This is a genomic window from Vogesella margarita (assembly GCF_028548475.1).
Taxonomy (GTDB): Bacteria; Pseudomonadota; Gammaproteobacteria; order Burkholderiales; family Chromobacteriaceae; genus Vogesella; species Vogesella margarita.
The window spans coordinates 57102-69803 of record NZ_JAQQLE010000005.1; the positions used below are offsets into that span (position 1 = coordinate 57102).

Genomic DNA, 12702 nt, shown 5'->3' on the forward strand with positions numbered 1-12702 from the left:
GAAACCGCATGTCCCGCTACCTAAATCTGTCGTCAAAAATCCTGCTGGTGCTAATGCAGGCCTTGCCGGAAATCACCCTGCTGCTGGCAGCCAGTGCAGCAGGTGCGCTATGGCTGATTGGCATCGGCGCACTGCTGGCCATCATCCCGTTCGCCGTGCTACTGGGCTGGGCTTGGACCAAACGACAGTCATGAACACCCTGCGCCCCGTACACGGCGGCAATCTGCACACCGCCATCGCCACTTACGGCGGCGAGTCCACCGGCTGGATCGACCTGTCCGCCGCGCTCAATCCGCGCCACTACCCGGTGCCGGCCGTGCCACCCGCGCTGTGGCACACGCTGCCACAGCCGGACGCTGCCTTTATCGCCGCCGCCTGCGCCTACTACGGTGCGGCCAAGCTTTTGCCCGTCGCCGGCAGCCAGGCGGCGATTCAGGCGCTGCCGCGGCTGCGGGCGCCCGGCCACGTCGCCGTCGCCCACCCCAGCTACGGCGAACACGGCTGGCGCTGGGCGCGACACGGCCACGCCGTCAGCCGCCATGCCCACGCCGACATCGGCGAACAGGCCGGCCGCGTCGACGTGCTGATCCTGTGCAATCCGGACAACCCGTCCGGCCACGCCTACCCGGCAGCCAGCGTGCTGCGGTGGGCAGAGCAACAGGCGGCGCGCGGCGGCTGGCTGCTGGTGGACGAGGCGTTTGCCGATGTCTGCCCGGCGCTGTCGGTCACCGCCCACGCCGGCCGGCTGCCCGGCCTGATCGTGCTGCGCTCGCCGGGCAAGTTCTTCGGCCTTGCCGGCCTGCGCCTGGGTTTTGTCGCCACCGAGGCCGCCATCCTGCAGCAGCTGGACGAGGAGCTGGGGCCGTGGACCATCCCCGGCGCGGTGCAGCACATCGCCACCGCCGCGCTCTGCGATACGCACTGGCAGCTGCAGGCGCGGGCCGATCTCGCCGCGCGCCGCGCAAGGTTGGCCGCACTGCTGGTGGCCAATGCGCTGCCGCACGCCGGCTGCGACCTGTTCGCCGGCGGCGAGTACGCGCACGCCGCCGCGCTGCAGCGGCATCTGGCGACGCAACACATCTGGTGCCGGCTGTTTACCGAGCCGGCGCCGCGCTTCCGCCTCGGCCTGCCGGCCGACGAGGCCCACTGGCAACGGCTGGCCGCCGCGCTGGCCAGCTTCTGTGACAAGGATTTCACCGCATGAAACGACTCCTCCCGCTACTGGCCTGCCTGCCGGCGCTGGCCGCGCCGGTCAGCGTCATCGACGACCAGGGCAGCCGCGTCACGCTGCCGGCCCCCGCGCAGCGCGTGATCAGCCTGGCGCCGCACGTCACCGAGCTGGCCTTTGCTGCCGGCGGCGGCGCGCGCCTGATCGCCGTCGATGACAACAGCGACTACCCGGCGGCGGCCAAGGCGCTGCCCAAGGCCGGCAACTTCCGCGCCATCGACCTGGAACGCATCGTCGCCGCCAAGCCGGACCTGCTCTTGGTGTGGCTGCACGGCCCGTCGGCGCGGCAGCTGGAGCCGCTGCGCCAGCTCGGCATCCCGCTGTTTTACAGCCAGCCCAAGCGCTTTGCCGACATCCCGTCCAACCTGCGCCGCATCGGCCAGCTGCTGGGCAGCAGCGCACAGGCGGAACAGGCGGCGCGCCGCTTCGAGCTGGATCTGGCCGCGCTGCGCCAGCAGCAACAGGGCAAGCCCAAGCTCAGCGTGTTCTACCAGGTGTGGGACAAGCCGCTGTACACCCTCAACGGCCAGCACATCGTCAGCGACGCCATCGCGCTGTGCGGCGGCCGCAACGTGTTTGCCAGCCTGCCGGTCACCGCGCCGGTGGTCACCGACGAGGCGGTGATCGCCGCCAACCCGCAGGTGATCCTGTCCGCCGCCATGCGCCAGAACGACAACCTGTTGCAGCGCTGGCAGCGCATGCCCGGCATCGCCGCCGTGCAAAACCGCCAGCTGCATCAGGTCAACGGCGACCTGCTCAACCGCCCGACCCCGCGCATGATCGAAGGCACGCGCCAGCTGTGCGCCAAGCTCGACCTCGCCCGCCGCTAACCCGCTACCGCTTTCCGGAACCCCCATGAGCCACTACCAACGCATTGCCTGCCTGTGCACCGAAGCCGTCGAAACGCTGTACCTGCTGGGCGCACAGGACCTGATCGCCGGCATCTCCGGCTTTACCGTCTACCCGCCCGAGGCACGCCAGCACAAGCCGAAGATCAGCGGCTTTTCCAGCGGCAAACTGGAGAAGATCCTCGCCGTCGAGCCGGATCTGGTGGTGGCGTTCTCCAGCCTGCAAAGCGACATCCTCAAGGACGTGGCCGCCGCCGGTGTCGATATCCAGCATTTCAACCACCACGACCTCGCCGGTGTGCTGCGCATGGTGCGGGTGCTGGGCAGCCTCACCGGCAAAACCGACGCGGCCGAAAGGTTGGCCGCAGAGCTGCAGGTAACAATGGACGCCGCCCGCGCCGAAGCGGCGGCCAACGATGCCGCCGGCCTGCCGCGGCCGCTGGTTTACTTCGAAGAATGGAACGACCCGGTCATCACCGGCATCGGCTGGGTCGGCGAGCTGATCGCGCTGGCCGGTGGCCGCGATGCCTTTGCCGAACTGGCCGTCCACAAGCGCGCGAAAGAACGCATTCTTGCCGACCACCGCGAGGTGGCCGCGCGCGCGCCGGACCTGATCGTCGGCAGCTGGTGCGGCAAACGTTTCCGCCCCGAGACCGTGATCGAGCGCGACGGCTGGCAAGACGTACCGGCGGTGCGCAACTACGGGCGCGGCCACATCATCGAGATCAAGTCCGCCGACATCCTCGCCCCCGGCCCGACGCTGCTCACCCGCGGCCTGCCGCAACTGCAGGCGCTGATCCGGCAGTGGCACGCCGACCGCGCCGCCGGAGCGCTGGCATGAGCGCCCCGCGCTGGCCTTACCCCACGCTGATGGTGCAGGGCTGCACCTCGGACGCCGGCAAGAGCACCGTGGTCGCCGCGCTGTGCCGGCTGCTGGCCGACCGTGGCCTGCGCGTGGCGCCGTTCAAGCCGCAGAACATGGCGCTCAACAGCGCCGTCACCGTCGACGGCGGCGAGATCGGCCGCGCGCAGGCACTGCAGGCCGTCGCCGCGCGCGTGCCAGCGCACAGCGACATGAACCCGGTGCTACTCAAGCCCAGCTCCGACACCGGCGCGCAGGTCATCATCCACGGCCAGGTGCGCGCCGACATGAACGCGCGCGACTACCACCAGTACAAGACCACCGCGATGCAGGCGGTGCTGGAGTCCTACGGCCGCCTGCAGCAGCAGTACGACGCGGTGATGGTGGAAGGCGCCGGCAGCCCGGCCGAAATCAACCTGCGCGAGCGCGACATCGCGAACATGGGCTTTGCCGAGGCGGTGGACTGCCCGGTGATCCTCGTCGCCGACATCGACAAGGGCGGCGTGTTCGCCCACCTCACCGGCACGCTGGATTGCCTGAGCCAATCCGAGCGCGACCGCGTGATCGGCTTCGTCATCAACCGCTTCCGCGGCGACATCAGCCTGCTGCAAGGCGGCCTCGACTGGCTGGAAGCCAAGACCGGCAAGCTTGTGCTGGCGGTGCTGCCCTATTTGCACGGCCTGATGCTGGACGCCGAAGACGCGGTGCAGACGCAGCAGCAAAAGGGCGACTTCAACATCGTGGTGCCGGTGCTGCCGCGCATCAGCAACCACACCGACTTCGACGCGCTGCGCGCCCACCCCGGCGTCAACCTGCACTTCGTCGGCCCCGACGCGCCGAAGCCGCCAGCTGATCTGGTGATCCTGCCCGGCAGCAAGAACACCCGCGCCGACATGGCCTTTTTGCAGGCGCAAGGTTGGCCGCAATACCTGCAGCGCCACCTGCGCTACGGCGGCAAGCTGCTCGGCATCTGCGGTGGCTACCAGATGCTGGGCCGCCACATCCACGACCCGCTGGGCGTGGAAGGCCAAGCCGGCAGCAGCACCGGTCTCGGCTACCTCGCCATCGACACCACACTGGCCGCCGCCAAGACCCTCACCCGCCGCGAAGGCCGCTTCGTCAACGTCGACGCGGCGGTCAGCGGCTACGAAATCCACATGGGTGTGAGCAGTGGCGCGGACTGCGAACGGCCGGTGTTCATGCTCGACGACGGCAGCGTGGACGGCGCCGTCAGCCCCGACGGCCAGATCATGGGCAGCTATCTGCATGGGCTGTTCGACCATCCTGATGCATGTCAAACGCTATTACATTGGGCTGGCATGGGCAATGCCACGGGGGTAGACTTGGCTGCGCTGCGCGAGGCGAGCATTGTGAGGCTGGCGGAGGCGAGTGAGGGGCTTTTTAGTCGGCTGGCAGAAATAGGTGCCCTTCCGGATACGTGTTCGCCAGCAGCACATCTCACAAGCAGCTGAAGAACAAAGAAATATCCATGCCATGAAGTGGGTATACATATTCATTGATTTATATATACACCGATAGTGTATATATCACACGTTAGAGGCTAAACATCTCGTGTCGCATATCCCTCTCCCTTTTCTCAGCTTCGCTGCTGACATATTGGCCGATACCAACCGAGGCTTGAGTGGAAACGAAGTTGTGAAAACCTTTAACGCTTACGCCGTCGAATACAATATCAATATCCCTCATGCAACGTATCCGTTTGAGGCCCCAAATAAGCGAACTGCACTGCTAGAAAATCTGAAGTGTTTCCCCCCTTCTCTTCAGTTCAAAATTATTAGAGAGCTATGTGATCACCGAACCTTCTTACTGAAGCAATATGATGATCTGAAATCGCTAAAGGTAAAATTAGTCTCCCAATTCGCGCACCTCGCACCAAAAGACGAGTTTTCCAAGCTTAACGAGACACTCATCGAAGAAACACGCCACTGGCTCGACAGCTTCCCTAATGCACTAGATTTGTACCTGCAAGCAATTCACAAATACAAACACGGAATATTTAGCAGAAACTTGCTTGATGATCTCCGACTTAGCTTGGAGCTATTACTGAAAAGTGTTTTCAAGAACGACAAGTCTCTCGAAAATCAACTCGGCAATGTCGGAAATTTCGTTAGTGAAGCCGGTGGCTCGAAAGAGTTCTCAAACATGTTTTCGAAGCTAATCGACTACTACGCGAAATATCAAAACACATATATCAAACACGACGATGCTGTGGTGGAGGAAGAAATCGAATTTGTGTTTGAAATTTCGTCATCTTTTATGCGCCATATAATTCGGCTTCATGCAAAATCACCAAGCCTCTAACATGGCACTCACCTCGCTCCCTTCTGTCGCTGGACGCTGCACGATAAGGCCGCGCGCACGGTAGGTTAGGCTGAGCTTGCGAAGCCCAGCGTTTACCGCGACTGAATACGCAAGGTTGGCCGCAAGCCGTCACGGGTTTACGGCCAACCTTCGTTTTGTCTGGTATGTCCGCTACGCGGATGATGATTTACCTTGCCGGTTTCGCCGGTGACTGAGCGAGGCAAGCGCAGCGTCGCGAAGGAATGAACGAGGAAGGGGGATACCGCATCCCCCTTTCCGATCCCCGCTCTTCCCGAAGGCGCACGAATTCCCGTGAAAACTATCGCCATCCCGGCGCCGCCCATACGCTGCGCTCAAAAGAGGGCGGCTTGTTTCCGGGCTGGCGACAGTTTCCACGGCTTGCACCAACGGGACGGGTACGTCGCCCCGGTTCTGGCTGGCGATACGGCCGATCCCGTTACCGTAGGTCGGGTTAGCGCAGCGTAACCCGACATGCCTGCGGCCAACCTTGGTGCTTTTTGCTGTCGTGCTGTTCATGACCGATACCGCTTGGCCTTTGTCCGTGCCTTCCGTGTGTTTCCGTGGCAAAAAAACAGAACGCTTCGTCGCGGCAAGGTTGGCCGCAAGCCTTGCCTCTCCTCCCCCGCCCCGCTACCGTAACGCCACCACTTCCCTCGATTACCCCCAAGGACCCCCGATGAGCGATACCTCCGATTTCTGGAATACCCGTTTTGCCGTCAGCGAATTCATCTATGGCGAGGCGCCGAATGATTTTCTGCGCGAGCAGGCGCCGCGGCTGGCGCCGGGCAGCCGTGTGCTGAGTCTGGGCGAAGGCGAAGGCCGCAATGCGCTGTTTTTGGCCAAACTGGGTCATGCGCTGACGGCGGTGGATGCGTCGCACGCGGGGTTGGCCAAGTTGCTGGCGCGCGCGTCGGCGGCCGGGGTGGATATCACCGTGGTGCTGGCCGACCTGGCGCGCTATCAGCCGGGCGAGGCGCAGTTCGACGCGGTGGTGTCGGTGTTCTGCCACCTGCCGTCGGCCTTGCGCCGCGTGGTGATGGCGCGCGCGATTGCGGCGTTGAAACCGGGCGGGCTGCTGATCATGGAGGGCTACACCCCGCGCCAGCTGGCGTTTAACACCGGCGGGCCGAAGGATGCGGACATGCTGCTGGAGGCCGACATCGTGCGCGACGAGCTGGCGGGGCTGGAGTTGCTGCACTTCACCGAGCTGGAGCGCGAGGTGGTCGAGGGCAGCTACCACACCGGCCGCGCCAGCGTGCTGCAGGTGGTGGCGCGCAAGCCCTAAACCATTGCGGCCAACGTTGGCCGCAGTGCGGCGCCCTCCTTTCGCCCGCCCCCAGGCCATGCCCGCGTAATATCACGCCGCCGCGCGGCAAGCGGCACGCCGCCGCGCACTCCATGTACTAAGGTTAAGAATCAGCCGGCCATTTTATGGGGTAGAGCCACGCAGGTGGCCGGTCGGCAAGTGATGGCACGGGGAGAGGTCTATGCCGGACGAGCTGAATTTCCAGTACATGATCGACACCTTGCAGGGCGCCTTCATCATGGCGGACAGCGCCGACATGACGGTGATGGCAGCCAACCAGCTGGCGTCGATCCAGCTGGGGCTGCCGCTGTCCGAGCTGCTGGGCCAGCCGCTGGCGCGCTTCGTCCGCAAGCCGTCGCTGGACGACATCCTGCGCGACATCCAGCGCCAGGATCTGCTCTACAACCTCGAAGGCGAGCTGTGTTCGGCGCGCGGCCGCTGTTTCCCGGTGCTGCTGTCGGCGCGGGTGGTGAGCTGGTCGTACCCGACGCTGATCTTCACCTTTTCGGATCACAGCCAGCAGCTGCTGATGAACGAGCTGCTGAAGCGGAAGGACGAGCTGTTCGAGCGGGTGCGACAGCTGATGCCGGCCAGCGACGAGAACATGCAAGAGGATCCGGACGACTACATCAGCGGCGTGCTGTCCGCCGGCCAGCTGCTGGAGCGTACCGGCATCGAGGTCGGGCACGCGCGCCGCTACCATAACCCGCTGGCGGCGCTGCAGATCCACGCCGAGGTGGTGCCGATCCGCAACAAGGAGCCGCTGGGTGCCTACAACCGCGCCCATTTCCGCCGCATGGTCAGCTATCTGTGCGTGCAGAGCAGCCGCGACGGCGATCTGGTCGGCCGCCACGAGAACGGCGCGCTGGTGATGCTGCTGCGCCAGACCTCGCTGCTGGATGCGGTGACGGTGGCCAAGCGGCTGCAGCAGCGGCTGGGCAGCTTTACCTTCTGGCCGGATGGCGCCAATTGCGAGACCAGCATCTGCATCGGCCTCAGTACCTGGCACGAAAGCGACCAGAACGCCCGCCAGCTGCAAATCCGGTTGGAGGCGGCGCTGGCCAAGGCGCGGCTGACCGGGCGCAATACCATCGTCAGCCTGAGCTGAACGCCTGCGGCCAGCCTTCGCCCGGCGCTCAGCCTGGCCGCGTCACGATCACGTAGTACTTCTCCACCGCTTCCAGCACCTCGAACACGCCGCGGAACCCGGCCGGGATCACCGCGGCCTCGCCGGGGCCGAAGGCTTCGGCGTGGCCGTTCTCGGCGATCAGCTGCACCCGGCCGTGGCGGATGCAGAAGAATTCTTCCTTGTTGTCGGCAAAGGCGATGCGCCAGGCGCCGGGCTCGCAGGCCCAGATGCCGGCGGCGCACACGCCGTCGCCGCTTTCGTAGGCGGGCCAGGTGCGCCGCTGCGGATTGCCGCGCACCAGCCGTTGCGGGTTGGGGTAGTCGATCTGGGCATCGAGGTGCTGCCCGTCTACTCTGACGATCATGTATTGCTCCGTGAGGGGGTTGCGGAGCCGGCGTGCCGGCCAGACGCAAAGGCGCTATTCAAGCAGAACTGCGGCGCGGGTTCCAGCTGGCGGCCAGGGTTGGCCGCAGCGCTCACACCTGCACCGACGGCACGCTCTTCATGCAGCGCAGCGTGAAGTGCGAGCGGCTGTGGCGGATGCCGGAAATCTTGTACAGCTTCTCGCGCAGGAAGCGCTCGTAGCCGGCGGTGCCGTCGACGGCGACCTTGATCAGGTAGTCGTACTCGCCGGACACCAGGTGCGCCTCCAGCACTTCCGGCAGCGCCGCCAGCTCCTCGCCGAAGCGCGCCAGCGTGCCCTCCTCGTGCGCGTTGAGGGTGACCTCGATCATCACCGTGTCAGGCAAGCCCATCTTCTGCTGGTTGATCAGCGCGACGTAGCCCTGGATGTAGCCGTCGTTTTCCAGCTGCCGGGTGTGGTTCCAGCACGCCGACGGCGACATGCCGACGCGCTCGGCCAGCTCGGCGTTGCTGAGGCGGGCATTCTTCTGCAGCTCGTGCAGGATCTTCCGGTCTTGCGCACTGACAACGCGATTGTTTTCCGACATTTTCATCCTTGCGAAACATTCTTCCTGAAAATGAAAATAGCAAAAATATCCTGCACAAGATAGCGCTTTGTGACCGCGCTTTCGGAAGCCTGTTCCGCGGTGCGCGGGTTACAGTTTGAGCATGGTTCACCCCAGTGCAGCCTGGCCGTCACAAGCCGCCAGCGACGCCGGCAACACCCGTTGCCGGCACTGCAGACAGGCCGCCTACCCGGCGGCGAGCGCCCGAAAACGGACAAAATCCGACGCACGGCGACAACTGGCATCAGCGACCAAGGGCCATGCCCGGGGACACAACACGCCGCCGGCGCGGAATCCGGCGGCAGGCTGCGGCCAACCTTTCATGCAAAAGGTTGGCCGCAAGTCTTTTGGCCGCCTGTCACAAAGCGTCACATAGACGACACAAAACCGCCGACCACACTTTTCTGTTGCCGCTTACACTGCAATCACGTACTGCAACAGGAGAACCACCATGCGCAAATCACTCATCATGACCGGTCTGGCCATTGTGCTGGCAACTGGTGCCGCCACCGCTCATGCCGGTGATCTTGACCATGTTATCGGTGGCGCCGTCGGCGGCGCGGCCGGTGCCGCCATCGGCCAGTCGGTCGGCGGACGCGATGGTGCCGTGGTCGGCGGGGCAATCGGTGCCGCCACCGGCGTGATCCTGACCCAGCCGTCGCGTGAGCGCGTCGTCGTGCGCCCGGTGGCCCAGCCGGTCTACGTTTACGATCGCGACTACCGCCCTGACCGCTACTACAAGTTCAAGCATCACAAGTTCAAGCACCATCGCCACTACCACGGCCATGACCACGACCGCCGCCGCGACTGGCGCGACTGATCCCATACCCTGCCCGCGTGTTGGCGCACCCTGCCCGGACTCCCCCATCGTCCCGGCAGGGTTTTTCTTGTCCGCCGCGCAGCCCGCGCCGGCCCGCCCTTGATCCTGCCTGCGGCCAACGTTGGCCGCACATTGACAGGCGCCGCTAGCAAGAGGAGGATCACCTCCCCCTCAACAAAGGAACGCCCGATGACCATCACCATCGATTGGGACACGCTGGCCCGCGAGGCCCGTGCCGCCGCGCGCCACGCCTATGTGCCGTACAGCCGCTTTGCCGTGGGTGCGGCGATCCTGACCGCCGACGGCAGGATCGTGCGCGGCTGCAATGTGGAGAACGCCTCCTTCGGCCTGACCAACTGCGCCGAGCGCACCGCCATCTTCAGCGCCCGCGCCGCCGGCATGGACGAGGTGCTGGCGGTGTGCATCTACACGCCCACCGACGTGCCGACCCCGCCCTGCGGCGCCTGCCGCCAGGTGCTGAACGAGTTCGGGCCGGACATGGCGGTGCGCGCCATCTGCAACGGTCCGGACATCATCGACACCACGCTGTCGCAGCTGCTGCCGGGCGCCTTCGGCCCGAAAAACCTGCACGACGCCGGCTGACAAGACAACGGCGCCAGCATCGCTGCTGGCGCCGTGTCGCGTGTTACCGGCCTCAGTCGTTCGCCGGCCGGCTGACGATTGCCAGCGGCTGCCACTGCGGCCACCAGCCTTCGCCGGCGGCAGCGTGCAGCACCGACACCCCGAGCGACGGCACCGCCAGCAGCTCGCCATCGTCGTCCTCCAGCAACGGCCAGTCCAGCCGCAACTGCGGCGGCACCCCGGCCTCCTGGAACACCGTCTTCACCGGCTTGCGGCCAACCTTGAGCGGCAGTTTCTCGCCACCGGAGCGCGGCAGCACATCCAGCAAGCGGCCCTGCCAGTCATCCGGCAGGCCGCCCGGCGCACGGCGCCAGGACAACTCGCCGTGCGGCAGGCGCAGCGTCTCGCCGACCACACAGCATGGCGGCCACGGCTCTGGCGTCACCCGCGGCAAGGCCAGCAGCCGCTGCCGGTAGCGCAGCAGCACCAGCGACTGGTACTCCAGCAAGGGCTGCGTGGCGGCCGCGGCGCTGCGCACCTGCGCCAGCCAGCTGTACAGCGACTCCGGACTCGGCAACGACAGCCCCAGCTGTGTCAGCCACGCCAGCACCACGTGGCGCTGGCGCGCATCAGACAGCGCCAGCAGCGCCGGCAGATCCAGCTCGCGGCCGCGCTGCACCTGCGCCAGATCCATCGCCGCCAGGGTATCGACCATCTCGGCCGCATCGGCCATGCGCTGCGCCAGTCGCGCCAGCTGCTTGTCCAGTGCCGGCGTGCGCTGGCGCAGCCGGCCCATCACTTCGTGGCGCAGGAAGTTGCGCAGGTAATGATCGGTATCGGCATTGCTGTCGTCCTCCACCCACTGCAGCTGCCGCGCGGCGGCATAGGCGGCCAGCGCGCTGCGGCCAACCTTGAGCAAGGGGCGCCACAATTGCCGGCCCTGATGCTCGCGCAACAGCGGCATCGCCGCCAGCGCCCGCGGGCCGCCGCCGCGCAACACCTGCAGCAGCACCGTTTCGCTCTGGTCGTCGGCGTGATGCGCCAGCGCGATCACGTCGGCACCACCTTCGGCAAAGGCCTGATAGCGCACCTTGCGCGCCTCGGCCTCCAGGCTGTCGCCGCCACCAACCTGCACCGCCACCCGCACCACGCGCAGCGGCACCTGGCGCACACGGCACCAGTCCTCGCACGCGCGCACCCAGTCGTCGGCCTGCGCACTGAGGCCGTGATGCACGTGCAGTGCCGAAAATGCCGGCCCGCCGCGCTCATCACGCCAGCGGCACAGCAAATCCAGCAGTACCACCGAATCCATGCCGCCCGACAACGCCAGCTCCAAACGACACTGGCCGGACAAAGCGTCCGGCCAGTGTTGGATCAGCGTGTCGAGCAGGTCAGGCGGCGTCTTCCTTGAAGCGGCCATAGCTCATCAGTCTGTCAAAGCGGGTTTTCAGTAGTTCAGGGATGCCGCGCGAGCTGGCTTCTTTCAGCTGCTCCTGCAGTACGCGCTTCAGTGCCGTCATCATCGCTGGGTGATCGCGGTGGGCGCCGCCGAGCGGCTCGTTCACCACGCGGTCGATCAGGCCCAGCGTCTTCAGGCGCGGCGCGGTAATGCCCAGCGCCTCGGCGGCATCGCCGGCGCGCTCCGCGGTCTTCCACAGGATGGAAGCGCAGCCTTCCGGCGAGATCACCGAATAGGTGGAGTACTGCAGCATGTTGACGTAGTCGCCGACTGCAATCGCCAGCGCACCGCCGGAACCGCCCTCACCGATCACGGTAACGATGACCGGCACTTTCAGACGCGCCATCTCGTACAGGTTGCGGCCGATGGCCTCGGACTGGCCACGCTCTTCGGCACCGATACCGGGGTAGGCACCGGGGGTGTCGACAAAAGTCATCACCGGCAGGCCGAACTTTTCGGCGGTACGCATCAGGCGCAGCGCCTTGCGATAGCCTTCCGGACGCGGCATACCGAAGTTGCGGGCGATCTTTTCCTTGGTATCGCGCCCCTTCTGGTGACCGATCACCATCACCGGCTGGCCGTTGAAGCGGGCCAGGCCGCCAACGATGGCCGGATCGTCAGCAAACGCGCGGTCGCCGCGCATTTCCTGGAAATCGGTAAACAGACCGTCGACGTAATCCAGCGTGTAAGGACGCTGCGGATGCCGGGCAACGATGGCGATCTGGGACGGAGTCAGCTTGCTATAGAGCGTCTTGGTGAGCTCCTGGCTTTTCTTCTGCAGGCGAGAGATCTCTTCCGAGATATCCAGCACGGAGTCATCCTGAACAAAACGGAGTTCTTCAATCTTGTTCTCGAGCTCGGCAATCGGCTGCTCAAAATCGAGAAAGGTCGGCTTCATTGATACATTTCCGATTCGGGGTAATCCGACAATGATAGCATGAGGCCGAAGCGATAAGCACCACCCTGTCCGACAAAATGCGGTTGTCCTTAGATATGTAAAAAAGGCCATTCATTCAAATTTTCCGGACACCCCCTTGCAGCCCCGTGAAAGCTGTGTTTTAATTCGCCTCCTCGCTGAACGACGCAGCAAAAACAGCGTCACAGCAGACAAGTTTCGGGCGTTTAGCTCAGTTGGTAGAGCGTCTGCCTTACAAGCA

At 65.1% G+C, this 12702-nt stretch carries 14 protein-coding genes; 10 read left to right on the plus strand and 4 right to left on the minus strand.

The window, feature by feature from the left end:
* The first annotated feature begins 8 nt into the window (after positions 1-8).
* The 8 genes from PQU96_RS07765 to PQU96_RS07800 all read left to right on the plus strand — a co-directional run bounded on the left by PQU96_RS07765 (position 9) and on the right by PQU96_RS07800 (position 7695).
* Positions 9-194 carry a hypothetical protein gene (locus tag PQU96_RS07765; protein ID WP_272771721.1) on the plus strand — a complete coding sequence of 62 codons (186 nt, stop codon included), beginning with the start codon at positions 9-11 and terminating at the stop codon, positions 192-194.
* The gene (gene cobD / locus PQU96_RS07770) at positions 191-1204 is read left to right on the plus strand and encodes a threonine-phosphate decarboxylase CobD (protein ID WP_272771722.1); all 1014 of its coding nucleotides are present in this window, start codon (positions 191-193) and stop codon (positions 1202-1204) included. The genes PQU96_RS07765 and cobD overlap by 4 nt, the downstream gene beginning before the upstream one ends.
* The gene (locus tag PQU96_RS07775) at positions 1201-2058 is read left to right on the plus strand and encodes a cobalamin-binding protein (protein ID WP_272771723.1); all 858 of its coding nucleotides are present in this window, start codon (positions 1201-1203) and stop codon (positions 2056-2058) included. Before cobD ends, PQU96_RS07775 begins: the two co-directional genes overlap by 4 nt.
* 25 nt (positions 2059-2083) lie before the next feature.
* Positions 2084-2917, plus strand: a complete 834-nt coding sequence (locus PQU96_RS07780) for an ABC transporter substrate-binding protein (protein ID WP_272771724.1) — start codon at positions 2084-2086, stop codon at positions 2915-2917.
* Complete coding sequence (locus PQU96_RS07785) at positions 2914-4410, plus strand: cobyric acid synthase (protein ID WP_272771725.1); 1497 nt, start codon at positions 2914-2916, stop codon at positions 4408-4410. The genes PQU96_RS07780 and PQU96_RS07785 overlap by 4 nt, the downstream gene beginning before the upstream one ends.
* A gap of 100 nt (positions 4411-4510) precedes the next feature.
* Positions 4511-5260, plus strand: coding sequence for a hypothetical protein (locus tag PQU96_RS07790; RefSeq protein ID WP_272771726.1), 750 nt, complete (start codon positions 4511-4513; stop codon positions 5258-5260).
* 697 nt (positions 5261-5957) lie between these two features.
* On the plus strand, positions 5958-6566 hold the full coding sequence (locus PQU96_RS07795) for an SAM-dependent methyltransferase (protein ID WP_272771727.1): 609 nt from the start codon (positions 5958-5960) through the stop codon (positions 6564-6566).
* Between the two features lie 202 nt (positions 6567-6768).
* Positions 6769-7695, plus strand: a complete 927-nt coding sequence (locus PQU96_RS07800; RefSeq protein ID WP_272771728.1) for a GGDEF domain-containing protein — start codon at positions 6769-6771, stop codon at positions 7693-7695.
* 28 nt (positions 7696-7723) lie between these two features.
* Here PQU96_RS07800 and PQU96_RS07805 read toward each other — a convergent pair whose 3' ends face one another.
* Positions 7724-8080 (minus strand): cupin domain-containing protein, encoded by a 357-nt coding sequence (locus tag PQU96_RS07805; RefSeq protein ID WP_272771729.1) that lies wholly within the window; start codon positions 8078-8080, stop codon positions 7724-7726.
* 112 nt (positions 8081-8192) lie between these two features.
* The gene (locus tag PQU96_RS07810) at positions 8193-8666 is read right to left on the minus strand and encodes an Lrp/AsnC family transcriptional regulator (RefSeq protein ID WP_272771730.1); all 474 of its coding nucleotides are present in this window, start codon (positions 8664-8666) and stop codon (positions 8193-8195) included.
* A 469-nt stretch (positions 8667-9135) separates the two neighbouring features.
* Between PQU96_RS07810 and PQU96_RS07815 the strand changes: the two genes are divergently transcribed.
* Both PQU96_RS07815 and PQU96_RS07820 read left to right on the plus strand, forming a co-directional pair.
* On the plus strand, positions 9136-9504 hold the full coding sequence (locus PQU96_RS07815) for a YMGG-like glycine zipper-containing protein (RefSeq protein ID WP_272771731.1): 369 nt from the start codon (positions 9136-9138) through the stop codon (positions 9502-9504).
* 189 nt (positions 9505-9693) lie between these two features.
* Positions 9694-10107, plus strand: coding sequence for a cytidine deaminase (locus PQU96_RS07820; protein ID WP_272771732.1), 414 nt, complete (start codon positions 9694-9696; stop codon positions 10105-10107).
* Between the two features lie 52 nt (positions 10108-10159).
* Here PQU96_RS07820 and tilS read toward each other — a convergent pair whose 3' ends face one another.
* Together tilS and PQU96_RS07830 are read right to left on the minus strand one after the other, a co-directional pair.
* Positions 10160-11506, minus strand: a complete 1347-nt coding sequence (gene tilS, locus PQU96_RS07825) for a tRNA lysidine(34) synthetase TilS (protein ID WP_272771733.1) — start codon at positions 11504-11506, stop codon at positions 10160-10162.
* Entirely contained in the window at positions 11478-12443 is a 966-nt protein-coding gene (locus PQU96_RS07830) for an acetyl-CoA carboxylase carboxyltransferase subunit alpha (RefSeq protein WP_272771734.1), read from the minus strand. The genes tilS and PQU96_RS07830 overlap by 29 nt, the downstream gene beginning before the upstream one ends.
* Between the last annotated feature and the right edge of the window lie 259 nt (positions 12444-12702).

Bases quoted from the DNA above. Each gene is read 5' to 3' on its own strand.
- PQU96_RS07785 (WP_272771725.1), top strand. From the start codon at position 2,914: ATGAGCGCCCCGCGCTGGCCTTACCCCACGCTGATGGTGCAGGGCTGC.
- PQU96_RS07820 (WP_272771732.1), top strand. From the start codon at position 9,694: ATGACCATCACCATCGATTGGGACACGCTGGCCCGCGAGGCCCGTGCC.
- PQU96_RS07775 (WP_272771723.1), top strand. From the start codon at position 1,201: ATGAAACGACTCCTCCCGCTACTGGCCTGCCTGCCGGCGCTGGCCGCG.
- tilS (WP_272771733.1), bottom strand. From the start codon at position 11,506: ATGGCCGCTTCAAGGAAGACGCCGCCTGACCTGCTCGACACGCTGATC.
- PQU96_RS07780 (WP_272771724.1), top strand. From the start codon at position 2,084: ATGAGCCACTACCAACGCATTGCCTGCCTGTGCACCGAAGCCGTCGAA.
- PQU96_RS07810 (WP_272771730.1), bottom strand. From the start codon at position 8,666: ATGTCGGAAAACAATCGCGTTGTCAGTGCGCAAGACCGGAAGATCCTG.
- PQU96_RS07805 (WP_272771729.1), bottom strand. From the start codon at position 8,080: ATGATCGTCAGAGTAGACGGGCAGCACCTCGATGCCCAGATCGACTAC.
- cobD (WP_272771722.1), top strand. From the start codon at position 191: ATGAACACCCTGCGCCCCGTACACGGCGGCAATCTGCACACCGCCATC.
- PQU96_RS07815 (WP_272771731.1), top strand. From the start codon at position 9,136: ATGCGCAAATCACTCATCATGACCGGTCTGGCCATTGTGCTGGCAACT.
- PQU96_RS07765 (WP_272771721.1), top strand. From the start codon at position 9: ATGTCCCGCTACCTAAATCTGTCGTCAAAAATCCTGCTGGTGCTAATG.
- PQU96_RS07830 (WP_272771734.1), bottom strand. From the start codon at position 12,443: ATGAAGCCGACCTTTCTCGATTTTGAGCAGCCGATTGCCGAGCTCGAG.
- PQU96_RS07795 (WP_272771727.1), top strand. From the start codon at position 5,958: ATGAGCGATACCTCCGATTTCTGGAATACCCGTTTTGCCGTCAGCGAA.
- PQU96_RS07800 (WP_272771728.1), top strand. From the start codon at position 6,769: ATGCCGGACGAGCTGAATTTCCAGTACATGATCGACACCTTGCAGGGC.